Consider the following 15,090-nt stretch of genomic DNA (forward strand, 5'->3'; position numbering starts at 1 on the left):
GCCTTCCCGCATCCGCGCGGTCATGCGTTCTCGAGTATCTCGTCGATCTGCGAAGCGACATCCTCGATCGACCTCAGACCGTCAACGCTCTTCAGCAGCCCCTTCGCGTAGTAGTAGCCGATAAGAGGCGAGGTTTCCTTGTAATAGGCTTGAAGCCTGGTCCAGACCTTCTCCGGCTGGTCATCCGCCCGGCGCTTGAACTCGGTGGAACCGCACTTGTCGCAGACGCCTTCCTTCTCCGGCTTCTTGAGCGTGTCGTGATAGACCGCGCCGCAGCTCGCGCAGCTGTAGCGGCCGGAGATGCGATCGACCAGAACCTCGTCGTCGACCTCCAGTTCGATCACCGCATCAAGCGCGATTCCCTTGTCCTTGAGCATCTGCTCCACCGCATCCGCCTGCACGAGCGTTCGCGGATAGCCGTCGAGAATGAATCCGTCGGCGCAGTCCGGTTCATCGATGCGCTCGGAGACGATCGCGTTCACGATGTCGTCGGAGACGAGCTTGCCGGCATTCATTACCGCTTCTGCGCGCTTTCCGACCTCGGTCCCCGCCTTCACCGCCGCCCGCAGCATGTCGCCCGTCGAGAGCTGCGGTATGCCGTATTTCTCAACAAGTCGCTGCGCCTGCGTGCCCTTGCCGGCTCCCGGCGGTCCAAGAAGAATCAGTCTCATCGTCCGCGTTTCCCCCCGCGCAATTTCGATTTCTTGATCAGGCCCTCATACTGGTGGGCGATCAAGTGCCCCTGGATCTGCGCAACAGTATCGAGGGTCACGCTCACCACGATGAGCAAAGACGTGCCGCCGAGATAGAACGGTACGCCGGTCGAGGCTATTAGGAATTCGGGTAACAGGCACACCAGAACCAGATAGATGGCACCAACTACAGTGATACGCGTCAGCACGTAGTCGATATATTCAGCAGTGCGCTGCCCGGGACGGATGCCCGGAATGAAGCCCGAGTGCTTCTTCAGATTGTCAGCGGTGTCCTGCGGGTTGAACACGATTGCCGTGTAGAAGAAGGCAAAGAAGACGATCATCGACGCATAGAACAGCATGTAGAGCGGCTGCCCGTGACCAAGCGCCGCCAGGATCGTCGTCGCCCACCCTGGAAGCGTCGTGGTATCCGAGAATCCGGCAAGCGTCGCCGGCAGCAGCAACAGCGACGAAGCGAAAATGGGCGGAATAACTCCGGCCGTGTTCAGCTTCAATGGCAGGTGCGACGTATCGCCCTGGAACATGCGGTTGCCGACCTGACGTTTCGGGTACTGGATAAGCAGACGGCGCTGCGCGCGTTCGACGATGACAATCGCCGCGATCACGACGATCGCGAGAATGATGATTCCGATGATGATTCCGGTCGAGATCGCGCCGGTACGGCCGAGTTCCAGCGTCCCGGCTACAGCTGACGGCAGGCCCGCCACGATACCTGAGAAGATGATCAGCGAGATGCCGTTACCGATGCCGCGAGCCGTGATCTGTTCGCCCAGCCACATCAGGAACATGGTGCCGCCGACCAAGGTTATGACCGTGGATATGCGGAAGAACCAGCCCGGATCGGACACGATGCCGCTGCCGCTTTCCAGCCCGACAGCAATTCCGTATGCCTGCAGGGTCGCAAGAAGGACGGTACCGTAGCGAGTGTACTGGTTGATGACCTTGCGGCCCTGCTCGCCTTCCTTCTTGAGCTGTTCAAGCGCCGGGATGACAGAGGTCATCAGCTGGATAGCGATCGAGGCCGAAATGTACGGCATGATACCGAGCGCGAAGATCGCCATGCGCTCAACCGCGCCACCGGCAAACATGTTGAACATGCCGAGGATGCCGCCGGACTGATTGGAAAACGCCTGGGCGAACGCATCCATGTCGAGCCCCGGCAGCGGAATATAGGTGCCGAGCCGGTAGACGAGCAAGGCGCCAATCGTGAACCAGATGCGTTTCTTGAGTTCCTCGGCTTTGGCGAAAGCGCCGAAGTTCAGATTTGCTGCAAGCTGTTCTGCTGCCGATGCCATATGGGATTTCTCCGGTTCGCCTGAGGCCTACGGTCGGCCGGACTGCACCCGGCCGGGATCAACGCATTTCTGTGCGGAGATAAGCGCCATGCCGGAGGGACGCAAGTCAAGAAACGCGTGATGAAAGGGGCGACGACTAAATCGTCGCCCCTTGGCAGGATTTACTCGCTGGCCGACTTGGCCGCGAGAACGGTAATGGAGCCGCCGGCCTTCTCGATCTTCTCGACGGCCGATTTAGATGCACCGGCCACCTCGAACTTCACCTTCGCCTTCAACTCGCCATCGGCAAGGATCCGGACGCCATCCCTGACGCGCCGGATGACGCCAGCCTCGGCCAAGGTCGCCGCATCGATGGTCTTCTTCGCGTCCAGCTTTCCGGCATCGATTGCCGCCTGGATACGACCGAGCGAAACGATGTTGAAGTCCTTGGCGAAAATGTTGTTGAAGCCGCGCTTCGGAAGGCGCCGGTAGATCGGCATCTGGCCGCCTTCGTAGCCCTTGATCGCCACGCCCGAACGGGACTTCTGGCCTTTCACGCCGCGACCGCCGGTCTTGCCCTTGCCGGAGCCGATGCCGCGCCCGACGCGCTTGCGGGAGGGGCGAGCGCCTTCGTTGTCACGCAATTCGTTGAGGTTCATGATCTTTCTCCCCGCTATCAGGCCTCGTCCACGATACGGACGAGGTGCTGAACCTTGCGGATCATGCCGCGTACTGCCGGGGTGTCTTCCAGCGTACGACGACGGTGCATCTTGTTGAGGCCGAGTCCGATCAGGGTTTTCTCCTGGTCGGCCGGCCGGCGGATCGGGCTGCCGATCTGTTCGACGGTGATCGTGGCGCCCTTCTTCTTGTCAGCCATCAGTCAGTTTCCTTCCAATGGCCCCTGCCCTCTCATCGGAGGGGCGAGGAGCACGATCAGTCTATTCTTCGGCGCCGATCAGCTCGCGGCGGCGAGCCTGAAGCGTGGAATACTTGATGCCACGCTGGGCGGCGACATCTTTCGGATGCACCTGCTTCTTCAGGGCATCGAAGGTGGCGCGAACCATGTTGTACGGGTTCGACGTACCGAGCGACTTGGCAACCACGTCCTGAACGCCAAGCGTTTCGAATACGGCACGCATAGGACCACCGGCAATGATTCCGGTACCCGGCGTGGCCGCGCGCAGCAGGACCTTGCCAGCGCCATGACGCCCCTCGACGTCGTGATGCAGCGTACGGCCCGAGCGCAGCGGGACGAAGATCATGTCGCGCTTCGCGGCTTCGGTCGCCTTACGGATGGCCTCCGGCACTTCACGCGCCTTGCCATGACCGAAGCCGACACGCCCCTTCTGGTCGCCGACAACGACGAGAGCGGCGAAGCCGAAGCGGCGGCCGCCCTTAACAACTTTCGCAACGCGGTTGATGTGGACGAGCTTGTCTACGAACTCGCTCTCTACCTCATCGCGCGACCCACGGTCGCGCCCGCGACCTCCACGGTCCTGATGTGCCATATCCTAGTCCTTTTTCTTTTCCGGAAGCACGGTTGGTTGGTTAGAAATTCAGGCCAGCCTCACGCGCCGCATCGGCGAGCGCCTTTACCCGGCCGTGGTAAATATATCCACCACGATCAAACACGACATCCTTGATGCCCGCCTTGACGGCACGCTCGGCAAGCAGTTTGCCCACCGCCGCGGCAGCAGCGGTATCCGCGCCGGTCTTAAGCGCACCCTTCAGATCCGTGTCAAGCGTGGAAGCAGCGGCAACCGTATGGCCGGCACTGTCATCGATAACCTGCGCATAGATGTTCTTGGAGGAACGATACACCGAAAGACGCGGGCGGCCATTGGCCACCTTTTTGATCTGACGGCGGACGCGCTGCGCACGGCGCGTAACGGATTCCTTGGTCTTGGCCATGACGCGTTGTCCTTACTTCTTCTTGCCTTCTTTGCGGATGATTGTCTCCTCCGCATATTTCACGCCCTTGCCCTTGTAGGGTTCCGGCGGACGGAACTTGCGAATCTCGGCGGCAACCTGGCCAAGCTTCTGCTTGTCGATGCCGGAGATAACGATTTCCGTCGGTTTGGGGCACGCGGCGGTAATGCCTTCCGGCACTTCGTAGACCACTTCGTGGCTGTAGCCGAGCGAGAGCTGGATGTTCTTGCCCTGCATAGCAGCACGATAGCCGACGCCGTTGATTTCAAGCTTGCGCTCGAAGCCGTTCTTCACGCCTTCCATGATATTGGCAATCATGGAACGTGACATGCCCCACTTGGAGCGTGCGTCCTTCGACTGGTCGCGCGGCGAGACCGCGACCGCACCGTCTTCGAGAGCGACCAGGACCTCGTCGTTGACGACGAATTTCAGCTCGCCCTTCGGGCCTTTCGCCGTCACGGTCTGACCGTCGACGGTGGCCGTGACACCATCCGGGATAGCTACCGGTTTCTTACCAATACGCGACATTGTTCAACCTGTCCGTTTACTGGGCTCGTTGCATTCCGCTGCGTCAGAAGACGCGGCAAAGAAGCTCGCCACCGACGTTCTGTTCACGTGCCTCATGATCCGCCATCACGCCTCGCGGAGTGGACAGGATCGAGATGCCAAGACCGTTGGCCACATGCGGAATCGACTTGACCCCGACATAGACCCGCCGACCCGGCTTGGAAACACGTTCGATTTTGCGAATGACCGGAGCGCCGTCGAAATACTTCAACTCGATCTCGAATTCCGCCTTGCCCGAAGAATACTCGACCTGCGAGTAATCGCGAATGTAGCCTTCGCTCTTCAGCACATCCAGCACGCGGCCGCGCAATGTGGAAGCCGGCGTGGAAACACGGTCCTTGGAACGGTGAATGCCGTTGCGGATACGTGTCAGCATATCGCCGAGAGGATCTGACATGGACATCTTTGTTTCCCCTTACCAGCTGGATTTCACGATGCCGGGAACACGGCCGAGTGAGCCGAGTTCACGAAGCGCGATGCGAGACATCTTGAGCTTGCGATAGTAACCCCGCGGACGACCCGACACTTCGCAGCGATTGCGCACCCGCACCTTGGCGGAGTTGCGGGGCATTTCCGCGAGCTTCAGTGTCGCCTTGAAGCGCTCTTCGATCGGCTTCGAGCGATCCATGATGATCGCCTTCAGCGAGGCGCGCTTCGCTGCGTACTGACGCGCCAGCTTGCGGCGGCGGTTATTCTTTTCGACTGCGCTGACTTTAGCCATGCGTGCTTTTCCTTTTTACGCTTGCCGTTACTGGCGGAACGGGAAGTTGAAGGCCTTGAGCAGGGCCCGGGCTTCGTCGTCCGTCTTCGCCGTCGTACAAACGATGATATCCATTCCCCAGATCTGATCGACCTTGTCGTAGTTGATCTCGGGGAACACGATGTGCTCCTTCAGGCCCATGGCGAAGTTGCCACGTCCATCGAAGCTCTTCGGGTTGAGACCGCGGAAGTCGCGAACGCGCGGAAGCGCGATGTTGACCAGGCGGTCCATGAACTCGAACATCCGGTCGCCGCGAAGCGTGACCTTGGCGCCGATCGGCATGCCCTCGCGCACCTTGAACCCGGCAATCGAGTTGCGGGCGTGCGTGATCACCGCGCGCTGGCCGGTGATCAGGGTCAGATCCTCCGCAGCCGACGCCGGCTTCTTGGAATCGGCCGTCGCTTCGCCAACGCCCATGTTGACGACGATCTTCGTCACACGGGGGATCTCCATCTCGTTCGAGTAGCCGAACTGCTCAAGCATCTGCTTGCGCACGGCATCGCGGTACAGCGTCTTCAGCCGCGGTTCGTACTTTGCGTCAGCCATCGATCACTTCTCCGGAACGTTTGGAGTAGCGGACCTTGCGATCGCCCTCCATGCGGAAACCGACACGGGTCGGCTTGGAATCTTTCGGGTCCACCACGGCCAGGTTAGACAGGTGGATCGGCGCCTCCTTCGAGACAATGCCGCCTTCCTGGTTCGCCGTCTGGCGCTGGTGGCGTTTCACCACGTTAATGCCGGAGACAATCGCACGATTCTCCTTCGGCATGACCTTCAGGACCGAGCCCTTGCGGCCCTTGTCCTTGCCGGTGAGCACGACGACCTCGTCGCCTTTGCGGATCTTCTGCATCGTGTCTCTCCTTACAGAACTTCCGGCGCCAGCGAGATAATCTTCATGTGGGCCTTGGCGCGCAGTTCGCGCGGCACAGGGCCGAAGATACGGGTGCCGACCGGTTCTTTCTTGTTGTCCACGATAACGGCCGCGTTCTTGTCGAAGCGGATAACGCTACCGTCGGGACGGCGAATGTCGCTCGCGGTGCGAACGACGACGGCTTTCATCACGTCGCCTTTCTTGACGCGGCCGCGCGGGATCGCTTCCTTCACCGAGACAACGATCACGTCGCCCACGGAAGCATATTTGCGCTTGGAGCCGCCCAGCACCTTGATGCACTGAACACGACGGGCGCCGGAGTTGTCGGCGACATCGAGGTTTGTTTGCATCTGAATCATGACTGGCTGCCTTTTAAGTCTGTCCAGCTGGCTTCCGCGGAAGCCGCATGTTTGCGTTTCGGTTAGCCTGCAGGCTGGTCTGTCACGACCACCCAGCACTTGTCCTTCGAAATCGGCGCGCTCTCCTGGATGAAGACGGAATCGCCAACCTTGAACTGATTGTTCTCATCATGCGCCTTGTACTTCTTGGTGCGGCGCACGGTCTTTTTGAACAGCGGGTGCGTGAAACGGCGTTCGACCTTGACCACGACGGTCTTGTCATTCTTGTCGCTCACGACGGTGCCCTGAAGAATGCGTTTTGGCATGTTACTTCCCTTTAGCCGCCATCTCGGCGGCGATCGTCTTGATACGGGCAATGTCGCGGCGCACTTCGCGTACGCGCGAGGTTTTCTCCAGCTGGCCGGTCGCTTTCTGGAAGCGCAGGTTGAACTGCTCCTTCTTCAGCTTCGCAAGCTCGTCGGCGAGCTGATCGGCGCTCATGGCCCTTACATCAGAGGCTTTCATCAACTTCACTCCTACTCGGCGATACGCTGGATAAAGCGTGTCTTGACCGAAAGCTTGGCGGCGCCGAGGCGCAGTGCCTCGCGGGCGACATCTTCCGGCACGCCGTCAATCTCGAACATGACCCGACCAGGCTTCACCTTGGCCGCCCAGTAGTCGACCGAGCCCTTGCCCTTACCCATGCGCACTTCGGTCGGCTTCGAGGTGACCGGCACGTCCGGGAAAATCCGGATCCAGACCCGACCGGCGCGCTTCATGTGACGCGTGATCGCGCGGCGGGCCGCCTCGATCTCGCGAGCATTGACGCGGTTGGGTTCCAGCGCCTTCAGGCCGTATTCGCCGAAGTTCAGGGCGGTGCCGCCCTTGGCGACTCCATGGATCTTGCCCTTGAACTGCTTGCGGTACTTTGTCCGTTTCGGTTGCAGCATTGTCTCTTACTCCAATCCCGTCCGCTTACGCGTTATCGCGACGGCGGCCAGAACCCTGGCTGTCGGATTCCGTTGCCCGGCGCTCGGAGGCCATCGGATCGTGTTCGAGGATTTCGCCCTTGAAGATCCAGACCTTGATGCCGCAGATGCCATAGGCCGTTTCGGCCTCGGCGGTTCCGTAGTCCACGTCGGCACGAAGCGTGTGCAGCGGCACACGGCCCTCGCGGTACCACTCGGTGCGCGCGATTTCCGCGCCGCCAAGGCGGCCCGCGCAATTGATGCGGATGCCCTCGGCGCCAAGGCGCATGGCCGACTGGACGGCACGCTTCATGGCACGACGGAAGGCAACGCGGCGCTCGAGCTGCTGCGCAATCGATTGGGCCACCAGGTTCGCATCGATCTCCGGCTTGCGCACTTCAACAATGTTGAGATGCGTTTCCGCCGAGGTGAACTCCGACAGCTTGCGGCGGAGCTTCTCGATGTCGGCGCCCTTCTTGCCGATGATGATACCCGGACGGGCCGAGTGTATCGTCACGCGGCACTTCTTGTGTGGACGCTCGATGACAATCTTCGATACAGCCGCCTGCTTGAGTTCCTTCATCAGGTACTCGCGGATCTTCAGATCCTCGTGCAACAGCTCGCCATACTCGCCGGAATTGGCGTACCAGCGCGAATCCCAGGTCCGGTTGATGCCGAGGCGAAGGCCGATCGGATTGATTTTCTGACCCATTATGCGGCCTCCTCTACTTCGGCCTGCTCACGCACGACGATGGTGAGGTGAGAGAACGGTTTCTCGATACGGCTGGCACGACCGCGACCGCGGGCATGAAAGCGCTTCATCACGATCGACTTGCCGACATAAGCCTCGGCAACCACCAGGGCGTCAACGTCGAGATCGTGGTTGTTTTCAGCGTTTGCGATCGCCGACTCCAACGTCTTCTTCACGGTGGCGGCGATACGCTTGCGCGAGAAGGTCAGATCCGCCAGCGCGGCGTCGACCTTCTTGCCCCGGATCATGGCCGCAACCAGATTGAGCTTTTGCGGGCTGACGCGGATGGTGCGGGTGACCGCACGCGCTTCGTTGTCGGCCAGCCGGCGCGGTGCCTTGGGCTTGCCCATGGTTACTTCCTCTTTGCCTTCTTGTCCGCGCCATGACCGTAGTAGGTCCGCGTCGGAGCGAATTCACCGAACTTGTGGCCGACCATCTCCTCGGTCACGGCGACCGGAATATGCTTCGTGCCGTTGTAGACGCCGAAGGTCAGGCCGACGAACTGCGGCATGATCGTGGAACGGCGACTCCAGATCTTGATCACGTCGTGACGGCCACTCTCGCGCGCCTTCTCGGCCTTCTTGAGAAGATAGCCGTCAACAAACGGGCCTTTCCATACTGAACGAGCCATAGGCTTTTCCTCTCTCGATTACTTCTTGCGCTGGTGGCGCGAACGCATGATGAACTTGTCTGTCGACTTGTTCGAACGTGTCTTCTTGCCCTTGGTCGGCTTGCCCCAGGGCGTCACCGGATGGCGGCCGCCGGAAGTCCGGCCTTCACCACCACCGTGCGGGTGGTCGACCGGGTTCATGACGACACCGCGAACGTGCGGGCGACGGCCGAGCCAACGCGAACGGCCCGCCTTGCCGAGGTTGATGTTTCCGTGGTCCGGGTTCGAGACGGCACCAACGGTGGCCATGCACTTACCGGACACGAGGCGCTGTTCGCCCGAGTTGAGCCTCAGGATCGCCATGCCCTGGTCGCGACCGACGAGCTGGGCGTAGGTGCCTGCCGAGCGGGCGATCTGACCACCCTTGCCCGGCTTCATCTCCACGTTGTGAACGATGGTACCGACCGGCATGCGGCCGAGTTCCATCGCGTTGCCCGGCTTCACGTCCGCATAGTCCGCCGACACGACGCGGTCGCCGGCCTGCAGGCGCTGCGGCGCAAGGATATAGGACAGTTCGCCGTCATCATACTTCAGAAGCGCAATGAAGGCGGTACGGTTGGGATCGTACTCAAGGCGCTCCACCGTCGCTTCGACGTTCTTCTTGGAACGCTTGAAGTCGATGACGCGGTAGGTACGCTTGTGCCCGCCACCCTTGTTGCGCGACGTCATGCGACCATAGTTGTTGCGACCGCCCGACTTGCTCAGTCCCTCGGTCAGCGCCTTGACCGGTCCACCCTTGTGAAGACCGGAACGGTCGACCGTAACCAGCTGGCGCTGGCCGGGAGACGTAGGTTTGAAAGTTTTCAATGCCATAACAATTACCTCTCGGCCGACCGCTTAGAGCCCGGTCGTGACGTCGATGGACTGTCCATCGACGAGTGTCACAACCGCCTTTTTCACGTCGCTCTGCTTGCCCTTGATGCCGCGGAAACGCTTGACCTTGCCCTTGCGGACCAGCGTGTTGACCGCCTTCACCTTGACGCCGAACAGCGCTTCAACCGCAGCCTTGATCTCGGGCTTGGAAGCGTCGCGGGCGACATCGAAGACGACCTGGTTGTTTTCCGAGACGAGGGTCGATTTCTCGGTGATCACCGGAGAGACGATCACGTCATAGTGGCGAATGTCCGTCATTTGAACCGCTCCTCGAGTGCTTCGACCGCAGCCTTGGACAGCACCAGCTTGTTGCGGCGCAGTATGTCGTAGACGTTGATGCCCTGCACGGGCAGCACGTCGATCTGCGGAATGTTCGACGCCGCCTTGCGGAAGTTGTCGTCGATCTCGGCGCCACCGATAACGAGGGCGCTGTCGAGCCCAAGGCCGGAAAGCTGGCCGACCAGCGTCTTCGTCTTGGCGTCGGCCGCCTTCAGGTCATCGACGACGATCAGGTCCGACGACTTGGCCTTGGCGGAAAGCGCGTGGCGCAGCCCCAAGGCGCGGACCTTCTTCGGCAGGTCGAACTCGTGGCTGCGAACAACCGGCCCGTGAGCCTTGCCGCCGCCGCGGAACTGCGGAGCGCGCGCCGAGGAGTGGCGTGCGCGACCGGTGCCCTTCTGGCGATACATCTTGGCGCCGGTGCGCGAGATATCGGCGCGGCCCTTGGTCTGGTGCGTGCCCTGCTGCTTCTTGGCAAGCTGCCACAGAACGACGCGCTGGATCAGGTCGGCACGCGGCTCGAGACCGAACACCTCGTCCGAAACCTTGACCGAGCCGGCGGCCTTGCCGGCGAGCGTGGTTACTTTGATATCCATTATTCTGCCCCTTCCGCGCTCTCGGTGGCCGGAGCGGCGGCTTCAGCGCTTGCGCGCAACGCGGCCGGCTTCGGTGCATCCTTCGGCAGGCTGGCCTTGACGGCATCGCGCACAAGGATCCAGGCACCCTTGGAACCGGGTACCGCGCCCTTGACGAGGATCAGCCCGCGCTCGGCGTCGGTGGAAACGACCTCTAGGTTCTGCGTGGTCACGCGCGTGGCGCCCATGTGACCGGCCATCTTCTTGCCCTTGAACACCTTGCCGGGGTCCTGGCACATGCCGGTCGAACCGTGAGAACGGTGCGAAAGCGAGTTGCCGTGCGTCGCGCGACCGCCACCAAAGTTGTGACGCTTCATGACACCCTGGAAGCCCTTGCCCTGGGTGGTGCCGGTTACATCGACCTTCTGGCCCGGCACGAAGTGATCGGCCGTCAGCTCGGCGCCGACGTCGATCATGTTGTCGGGCGAGACGCGGAATTCCGCGAGCTTCCGCTTCGGTTCGACGGACGCCTTGGCGAAGTGGCCGCGCAAGGCCTTCGTGGTGTTCTTCACCTTCGCGAAACCGGCGCCAAGCTGCACCGCGGTGTAGCCGTTCTTTTCTTCGGTACGCTGGGCCACAACCTGGCAGTTCTCCATCCGAAGAACTGTAACCGGCTGCTGCTCGCCCTCGTCATTGTAGACGCGGGTCATGCCCAGCTTCTGTGCGATTACTCCTGAACGCATTGGTTCATCCTTCCCCAATCCGGTTCGCTCAGAGCTTGATTTCGACGTCGACGCCGGCCGCCAGGTCGAGCTTCATCAGCGCGTCCACGGTCTGCGGTGTCGGATCGACGATGTCCAAGAGGCGCTTGTGGGTGCGCATCTCGAACTGCTCGCGGCTTTTCTTGTCGATGTGCGGCGACCGGTTCACGGTGAATTTCTCGATCCGTGTTGGCAGCGGCACGGGCCCACGCACGTTCGCGCCGGTTCGCTTCGCGGTCGACACGATTTCGCGCGTCGAGGCATCGAGGATCCGGTGATCGAACGCCTTGAGGCGAATGCGGATGTTCTGGCCGTTCATACGACTTGTTCCTTATTCAAGAAACGAAGCGCGGCAGCGGGTGCCGCGCTCCGACAAACTTATAATTTCGCCTACTCGATGATCTTGGCGACGATGCCGGCACCGACGGTGCGGCCGCCCTCGCGGATGGCGAAGCGCAGGCGCTCTTCCATCGCGATCGGAACGATCAGTTCCACGTTCATCTCGGCGTTGTCGCCCGGCATCACCATCTCGGTGCCTTCCGGAAGCGTAACCTCGCCCGTCACGTCCGTCGTCCGGAAGTAGAACTGCGGACGGTACTTGTTGAAGAACGGCGTGTGGCGACCGCCCTCCTCCTTCGTCAGGATGTAGGCCTCGGCCTTGAACTTCGTGTGCGGCGTGACCGAACCCGGCTTGCAAAGAACCTGGCCGCGCTCCACGCCGTCGCGGTCGATGCCGCGAAGCAGCGCGCCGATGTTGTCGCCAGCCTGACCCTGATCGAGCAGCTTGCGGAACATCTCGACGCCCGTGCAGGTCGTCTTCGTCGTCGGACGGATGCCCACGATCTCGATCTCGTCGCCAACGTTGATCACGCCGCGCTCGACGCGACCCGTCACCACCGTGCCGCGGCCGGAAATCGAGAACACGTCCTCGATCGGCATCAGGAACGGCTGGTCGATCGGACGCTCCGGCGTCGGAATGTAGCTATCGACCTCGGCCATCAGCGCGCGGATCGCGTCCTCGCCGATCTCCTTGTTGGAGTCCTCGAGCGCAGCAAGCGCCGAACCCTTGATCACCGGAATGTCGTCGCCCGGGAACTCGTAGGACGACAGAAGCTCGCGAACCTCCATCTCCACGAGCTCCAGAAGCTCCTCGTCGTCAACCTGGTCAACCTTGTTCAGGAAAACGACAATCGCGGGAACGCCAACCTGGCGAGCAAGAAGAATGTGCTCGCGCGTCTGCGGCATCGGGCCGTCAGCCGCCGAAACAACAAGAATCGCGCCGTCCATCTGCGCCGCGCCCGTGATCATGTTCTTCACGTAGTCCGCGTGACCCGGGCAGTCCACGTGCGCATAGTGACGGTTCTCCGTCTCGTACTCCACATGCGCCGTCGAAATCGTAATGCCGCGTGCCTTCTCCTCAGGCGCAGCGTCAATCTGGTCGTACGCCTTGAACTCCCCGAAAAACTTCGTGATCGCCGCCGTCAGCGACGTCTTGCCGTGGTCAACGTGACCAATCGTGCCGATGTTCACATGCGGCTTCGTGCGCTCAAACTTACCCTTCGCCATCTTTATTCTCCGTTCTTGTCTGTCACGCGGACAAAATGCTTGTCGTTACCGGCTCCGCGACGCGGAAGCCTGAGGGATCCCGCCCTATGCGAACTTCTTCTGGATCTCCTGGGCGACCGCCTGAGGCACGGCCTCGTAGTGATCGAAGATCATCGTGTACTGGGCGCGCCCCTGGCTCATGGAGCGCAGCGTGTTCACGTAGCCGAACATGTTCGCCAGCGGCACCATGGCGGTGATCACCTGGTCGATGTTGCGGCTCTCGGTGCCGGCAATCTGCCCGCGGCGAGAGTTCAGGTCGCCGATGATGTCGCCCATGTACTCTTCCGGCGTCACCACCTCGACCTTCATGATCGGCTCGAGCAGCTGGGCACCGGCCTTCTGCGCACCCTCGCGGAAAGCCGCGCGGGCGGCGATCTCGAAGGCCAGGACCGAGGAGTCCACGTCGTGATACGCGCCGTCCAGCAGAGTCGCCTTCACGCCAAGCATCGGGAAGCCGGCGAGCGGACCGGAGTCCATGACCGACTGGATGCCCTTTTCAACACCCGGGATGTATTCCTTCGGGACGTTGCCGCCGACGACGACGCTCTCGAACGCGAAATCGTCACCCTCGGGGTTCGGCTCGAACTTGATCTTGACGCGGGCAAACTGGCCGGAACCGCCGGACTGCTTCTTGTGCGTGTAGTCGATCTCGGCCTCCCGGGTGATCGTCTCGCGATAAGCAACCTGCGGCGCGCCGATATTGGCCTCGACCTTGAACTCGCGCTTCATGCGATCGACGATGATGTCGAGATGAAGCTCACCCATGCCGGAGATGATCGTCTGGCCGGACTCCTCGTCCGAACGCACGCGGAAGGACGGATCCTCGGCAGCGAGACGATTCAGCGCAAGACCCATCTTCTCCTGGTCGGCCTTGGACTTGGGCTCGACCGCGATGGAGATGACCGGGTCGGGGAACTCCATGCGCTCCAGGATCACCGGCTTCAGCGGATCGCAGAGCGTGTCGCCGGTGGTGGTCTCCTTGAGGCCGGCGATGGCGACAATGTCGCCCGCATAGGCTTCCTTGATGTCCTCGCGCGAATTGGAGTGCATCTGAAGCATGCGGCCGATGCGCTCGCGCTTGCCCTTCACCGTGTTCATCAGCGACACGCCGGCCTCGACCTTGCCGGAATAGATGCGGCAGAAGGTCAGCGAGCCGACGAACGGGTCGTTCATGATCTTGAAGGCGAGCATGGAAAGCGGCTCGTCATCGGAGGAAACGCGCTTGATCTCCTCTTCCGTCTTCGGATCGATACCCTTGATGGCCGGAACATCGATCGGGGACGGCAGGAAGTCGACCACCGCATCGAGAAGCGGCTGAACACCCTTGTTCTTGAAGGCGGAGCCGCAGAAGACCGGGAAGAAGTCGACGTTGCAGGTGCCCTTGCGGATCAGCTCGCGCAGCTTGTCGCTGTCGGGCATCTCGCCCTCGAGGTAGGCCTCCATCGCGGCCTCGTCGATCTCGACTGCCGTCTCGATGAGCTTCTCGCGGTATTCCTCGGCCTTTGCCTGCAATTCGGCCGGAATTTCGACCACGTCCCACTCGGCACCGAGATTCTCGGATTTCCAGATCAGCGCCTTCATCTCGATGAGATCGACACAGCCCGCAAACTCGTTCTCGGCACCCACCGGCAGCTGAAGAACGATCGGCTTGGCGCCGAGGCGCGTCTCGATCATCTCGACGCAGCGATAGAAATCGGCACCGATCTTGTCCATCTTGTTGACGAAGATCATGCGCGGGACGGAATACTTGTTGGCCTGGCGCCAGACCGTCTCGGTCTGGGGCTCGACACCCGCATTCGCATCAAGCAGCGCGACCGCGCCATCGAGAACGCGAAGCGAGCGCTCCACCTCGATGGTGAAGTCGACGTGTCCGGGCGTGTCGATGATGTTGAAGCGCTTCTGCTTTCCGTCGCGACCCGGCCAGAACGTGGTCGTGGCAGCCGAAGTAATCGTGATGCCGCGCTCCTGCTCCTGCTCCATCCAGTCCATGGTCGCAGCGCCGTCGTGCACTTCACCGATCTTGTGGCTCTTGCCGGTGTAGTAAAGGATACGCTCGGTCGTGGTCGTCTTGCCGGCATCGATGTGCGCCATGATGCCGAAGTTGCGATAGTCTTCCAGCGGATATTCGCGAGCCATGGGAGGAGGCCTCTCTGAAG

General features: G+C 61.4%; 25 protein-coding genes. All 25 read right to left on the bottom strand.

Annotated elements, in window-relative coordinates:
- Positions 1–20: 20 nt before the first annotated feature.
- The 25 genes from HTY61_RS06990 to fusA all read right to left on the bottom strand — a co-directional run bounded on the left by HTY61_RS06990 (position 21) and on the right by fusA (position 15,070).
- Positions 21–671, bottom strand: a complete 651-nt coding sequence (locus HTY61_RS06990; RefSeq protein WP_175276114.1) for an adenylate kinase — start codon at positions 669–671, stop codon at positions 21–23.
- Positions 668–2,008 carry a preprotein translocase subunit SecY gene (gene secY / locus HTY61_RS06995; protein ID WP_175276115.1) on the bottom strand — a complete coding sequence of 447 codons (1,341 nt, stop codon included), beginning with the start codon at positions 2,006–2,008 and terminating at the stop codon, positions 668–670. Before secY ends, HTY61_RS06990 begins: the two co-directional genes overlap by 4 nt.
- A 161-nt stretch (positions 2,009–2,169) precedes the next feature.
- On the bottom strand, positions 2,170–2,646 hold the full coding sequence (gene rplO / locus HTY61_RS07000; RefSeq protein ID WP_175276116.1) for a 50S ribosomal protein L15: 477 nt from the start codon (positions 2,644–2,646) through the stop codon (positions 2,170–2,172).
- Between the two features lie 17 nt (positions 2,647–2,663).
- Complete coding sequence (gene rpmD / locus HTY61_RS07005; RefSeq protein ID WP_175276117.1) at positions 2,664–2,864, bottom strand: 50S ribosomal protein L30; 201 nt, start codon at positions 2,862–2,864, stop codon at positions 2,664–2,666.
- Between the two features lie 61 nt (positions 2,865–2,925).
- Positions 2,926–3,495, bottom strand: a complete 570-nt coding sequence (gene rpsE / locus HTY61_RS07010; protein ID WP_175276118.1) for a 30S ribosomal protein S5 — start codon at positions 3,493–3,495, stop codon at positions 2,926–2,928.
- A 40-nt stretch (positions 3,496–3,535) separates the two neighbouring features.
- Positions 3,536–3,898 (bottom strand): 50S ribosomal protein L18, encoded by a 363-nt coding sequence (gene rplR, locus HTY61_RS07015; protein ID WP_175276119.1) that lies wholly within the window; start codon positions 3,896–3,898, stop codon positions 3,536–3,538.
- A 12-nt stretch (positions 3,899–3,910) separates the two neighbouring features.
- The gene (gene rplF / locus HTY61_RS07020; protein ID WP_175276120.1) at positions 3,911–4,444 is read right to left on the bottom strand and encodes a 50S ribosomal protein L6; all 534 of its coding nucleotides are present in this window, start codon (positions 4,442–4,444) and stop codon (positions 3,911–3,913) included.
- 43 nt (positions 4,445–4,487) lie between these two features.
- Entirely contained in the window at positions 4,488–4,886 is a 399-nt protein-coding gene (rpsH, locus tag HTY61_RS07025) for a 30S ribosomal protein S8 (RefSeq protein WP_175276121.1), read from the bottom strand.
- A gap of 12 nt (positions 4,887–4,898) precedes the next feature.
- Positions 4,899–5,204 (bottom strand): 30S ribosomal protein S14, encoded by a 306-nt coding sequence (rpsN, locus tag HTY61_RS07030; protein ID WP_175276122.1) that lies wholly within the window; start codon positions 5,202–5,204, stop codon positions 4,899–4,901.
- Positions 5,205–5,231: 27 nt separating this feature from the next.
- Positions 5,232–5,789: a 50S ribosomal protein L5 gene (rplE, locus tag HTY61_RS07035; RefSeq protein ID WP_175276123.1), complete on the bottom strand. Its 558-nt coding sequence runs from the start codon at positions 5,787–5,789 to the stop codon at positions 5,232–5,234.
- A complete protein-coding gene (rplX, locus tag HTY61_RS07040; RefSeq protein WP_175276124.1) occupies positions 5,782–6,093 on the bottom strand; it encodes a 50S ribosomal protein L24 in 312 nt (103 codons plus the stop codon). Before rplX ends, rplE begins: the two co-directional genes overlap by 8 nt.
- An 11-nt stretch (positions 6,094–6,104) precedes the next feature.
- Entirely contained in the window at positions 6,105–6,473 is a 369-nt protein-coding gene (gene rplN, locus HTY61_RS07045) for a 50S ribosomal protein L14 (protein ID WP_175276125.1), read from the bottom strand.
- 62 nt (positions 6,474–6,535) lie between these two features.
- Positions 6,536–6,778 carry a 30S ribosomal protein S17 gene (gene rpsQ / locus HTY61_RS07050; protein ID WP_175276126.1) on the bottom strand — a complete coding sequence of 81 codons (243 nt, stop codon included), beginning with the start codon at positions 6,776–6,778 and terminating at the stop codon, positions 6,536–6,538.
- A 1-nt stretch (position 6,779) separates the two neighbouring features.
- Complete coding sequence (gene rpmC / locus HTY61_RS07055; protein WP_175276127.1) at positions 6,780–6,977, bottom strand: 50S ribosomal protein L29; 198 nt, start codon at positions 6,975–6,977, stop codon at positions 6,780–6,782.
- Between the two features lie 11 nt (positions 6,978–6,988).
- On the bottom strand, positions 6,989–7,402 hold the full coding sequence (gene rplP / locus HTY61_RS07060; protein ID WP_175276128.1) for a 50S ribosomal protein L16: 414 nt from the start codon (positions 7,400–7,402) through the stop codon (positions 6,989–6,991).
- A gap of 25 nt (positions 7,403–7,427) precedes the next feature.
- Positions 7,428–8,132 carry a 30S ribosomal protein S3 gene (gene rpsC / locus HTY61_RS07065; protein WP_175276129.1) on the bottom strand — a complete coding sequence of 235 codons (705 nt, stop codon included), beginning with the start codon at positions 8,130–8,132 and terminating at the stop codon, positions 7,428–7,430.
- Complete coding sequence (gene rplV / locus HTY61_RS07070) at positions 8,132–8,521, bottom strand: 50S ribosomal protein L22 (protein WP_175276130.1); 390 nt, start codon at positions 8,519–8,521, stop codon at positions 8,132–8,134. Before rplV ends, rpsC begins: the two co-directional genes overlap by 1 nt.
- A gap of 2 nt (positions 8,522–8,523) precedes the next feature.
- Positions 8,524–8,802: a 30S ribosomal protein S19 gene (gene rpsS / locus HTY61_RS07075; RefSeq protein ID WP_175276131.1), complete on the bottom strand. Its 279-nt coding sequence runs from the start codon at positions 8,800–8,802 to the stop codon at positions 8,524–8,526.
- Positions 8,803–8,820: 18 nt separating this feature from the next.
- On the bottom strand, positions 8,821–9,654 hold the full coding sequence (gene rplB / locus HTY61_RS07080; RefSeq protein WP_175276132.1) for a 50S ribosomal protein L2: 834 nt from the start codon (positions 9,652–9,654) through the stop codon (positions 8,821–8,823).
- Between the two features lie 24 nt (positions 9,655–9,678).
- Positions 9,679–9,972, bottom strand: a complete 294-nt coding sequence (locus tag HTY61_RS07085; RefSeq protein ID WP_175276133.1) for a 50S ribosomal protein L23 — start codon at positions 9,970–9,972, stop codon at positions 9,679–9,681.
- The gene (rplD, locus tag HTY61_RS07090; protein ID WP_175276134.1) at positions 9,969–10,589 is read right to left on the bottom strand and encodes a 50S ribosomal protein L4; all 621 of its coding nucleotides are present in this window, start codon (positions 10,587–10,589) and stop codon (positions 9,969–9,971) included. Before rplD ends, HTY61_RS07085 begins: the two co-directional genes overlap by 4 nt.
- Positions 10,589–11,311, bottom strand: a complete 723-nt coding sequence (gene rplC / locus HTY61_RS07095) for a 50S ribosomal protein L3 (protein ID WP_175276135.1) — start codon at positions 11,309–11,311, stop codon at positions 10,589–10,591. Before rplC ends, rplD begins: the two co-directional genes overlap by 1 nt.
- A 28-nt stretch (positions 11,312–11,339) precedes the next feature.
- Positions 11,340–11,648: a 30S ribosomal protein S10 gene (gene rpsJ / locus HTY61_RS07100; RefSeq protein WP_099868158.1), complete on the bottom strand. Its 309-nt coding sequence runs from the start codon at positions 11,646–11,648 to the stop codon at positions 11,340–11,342.
- Positions 11,649–11,719: 71 nt separating this feature from the next.
- Entirely contained in the window at positions 11,720–12,895 is a 1,176-nt protein-coding gene (gene tuf / locus HTY61_RS07105; RefSeq protein ID WP_175276136.1) for an elongation factor Tu, read from the bottom strand.
- 84 nt (positions 12,896–12,979) lie between these two features.
- Complete coding sequence (gene fusA / locus HTY61_RS07110; protein WP_175276137.1) at positions 12,980–15,070, bottom strand: elongation factor G; 2,091 nt, start codon at positions 15,068–15,070, stop codon at positions 12,980–12,982.
- Positions 15,071–15,090 lie beyond the last annotated feature (20 nt).

Origin of the sequence: Oricola thermophila (assembly GCF_013358405.1) — a bacterium.
GTDB classification, from domain to species: Bacteria; Pseudomonadota; Alphaproteobacteria; order Rhizobiales; family Rhizobiaceae; genus Oricola; species Oricola thermophila.

What these genes read in the sequence shown, in the direction of transcription:
- rpsS (WP_175276131.1), bottom strand. Translation starts at nt 8,802, where the DNA reads ATGGCTCGTTCAGTATGGAAAGGCCCGTTTGTTGACGGCTATCTTCTC.
- rplN (WP_175276125.1), bottom strand. Translation starts at nt 6,473, where the DNA reads ATGATTCAGATGCAAACAAACCTCGATGTCGCCGACAACTCCGGCGCC.
- rplC (WP_175276135.1), bottom strand. Translation starts at nt 11,311, where the DNA reads ATGCGTTCAGGAGTAATCGCACAGAAGCTGGGCATGACCCGCGTCTAC.
- rpsJ (WP_099868158.1), bottom strand. Translation starts at nt 11,648, where the DNA reads ATGAACGGCCAGAACATCCGCATTCGCCTCAAGGCGTTCGATCACCGG.
- rplR (WP_175276119.1), bottom strand. Translation starts at nt 3,898, where the DNA reads ATGGCCAAGACCAAGGAATCCGTTACGCGCCGTGCGCAGCGCGTCCGC.
- rplF (WP_175276120.1), bottom strand. Translation starts at nt 4,444, where the DNA reads ATGTCGCGTATTGGTAAGAAACCGGTAGCTATCCCGGATGGTGTCACG.
- rplV (WP_175276130.1), bottom strand. Translation starts at nt 8,521, where the DNA reads ATGGGCAAGCCCAAGGCACCGCGCCGGCTGGCCGACAACGAAGCGCGT.
- rplO (WP_175276116.1), bottom strand. Translation starts at nt 2,646, where the DNA reads ATGAACCTCAACGAATTGCGTGACAACGAAGGCGCTCGCCCCTCCCGC.
- rplD (WP_175276134.1), bottom strand. Translation starts at nt 10,589, where the DNA reads ATGGATATCAAAGTAACCACGCTCGCCGGCAAGGCCGCCGGCTCGGTC.
- tuf (WP_175276136.1), bottom strand. Translation starts at nt 12,895, where the DNA reads ATGGCGAAGGGTAAGTTTGAGCGCACGAAGCCGCATGTGAACATCGGC.
- rplB (WP_175276132.1), bottom strand. Translation starts at nt 9,654, where the DNA reads ATGGCATTGAAAACTTTCAAACCTACGTCTCCCGGCCAGCGCCAGCTG.
- secY (WP_175276115.1), bottom strand. Translation starts at nt 2,008, where the DNA reads ATGGCATCGGCAGCAGAACAGCTTGCAGCAAATCTGAACTTCGGCGCT.
- rpmD (WP_175276117.1), bottom strand. Translation starts at nt 2,864, where the DNA reads ATGGCTGACAAGAAGAAGGGCGCCACGATCACCGTCGAACAGATCGGC.
- HTY61_RS07085 (WP_175276133.1), bottom strand. Translation starts at nt 9,972, where the DNA reads ATGACGGACATTCGCCACTATGACGTGATCGTCTCTCCGGTGATCACC.
- rpsC (WP_175276129.1), bottom strand. Translation starts at nt 8,132, where the DNA reads ATGGGTCAGAAAATCAATCCGATCGGCCTTCGCCTCGGCATCAACCGG.
- rplP (WP_175276128.1), bottom strand. Translation starts at nt 7,402, where the DNA reads ATGCTGCAACCGAAACGGACAAAGTACCGCAAGCAGTTCAAGGGCAAG.
- rpsE (WP_175276118.1), bottom strand. Translation starts at nt 3,495, where the DNA reads ATGGCACATCAGGACCGTGGAGGTCGCGGGCGCGACCGTGGGTCGCGC.
- rpsN (WP_175276122.1), bottom strand. Translation starts at nt 5,204, where the DNA reads ATGGCTAAAGTCAGCGCAGTCGAAAAGAATAACCGCCGCCGCAAGCTG.
- HTY61_RS06990 (WP_175276114.1), bottom strand. Translation starts at nt 671, where the DNA reads ATGAGACTGATTCTTCTTGGACCGCCGGGAGCCGGCAAGGGCACGCAG.
- rpmC (WP_175276127.1), bottom strand. Translation starts at nt 6,977, where the DNA reads ATGAAAGCCTCTGATGTAAGGGCCATGAGCGCCGATCAGCTCGCCGAC.
- rpsH (WP_175276121.1), bottom strand. Translation starts at nt 4,886, where the DNA reads ATGTCCATGTCAGATCCTCTCGGCGATATGCTGACACGTATCCGCAAC.
- rplE (WP_175276123.1), bottom strand. Translation starts at nt 5,789, where the DNA reads ATGGCTGACGCAAAGTACGAACCGCGGCTGAAGACGCTGTACCGCGAT.
- rpsQ (WP_175276126.1), bottom strand. Translation starts at nt 6,778, where the DNA reads ATGCCAAAACGCATTCTTCAGGGCACCGTCGTGAGCGACAAGAATGAC.
- rplX (WP_175276124.1), bottom strand. Translation starts at nt 6,093, where the DNA reads ATGCAGAAGATCCGCAAAGGCGACGAGGTCGTCGTGCTCACCGGCAAG.
- fusA (WP_175276137.1), bottom strand. Translation starts at nt 15,070, where the DNA reads ATGGCTCGCGAATATCCGCTGGAAGACTATCGCAACTTCGGCATCATG.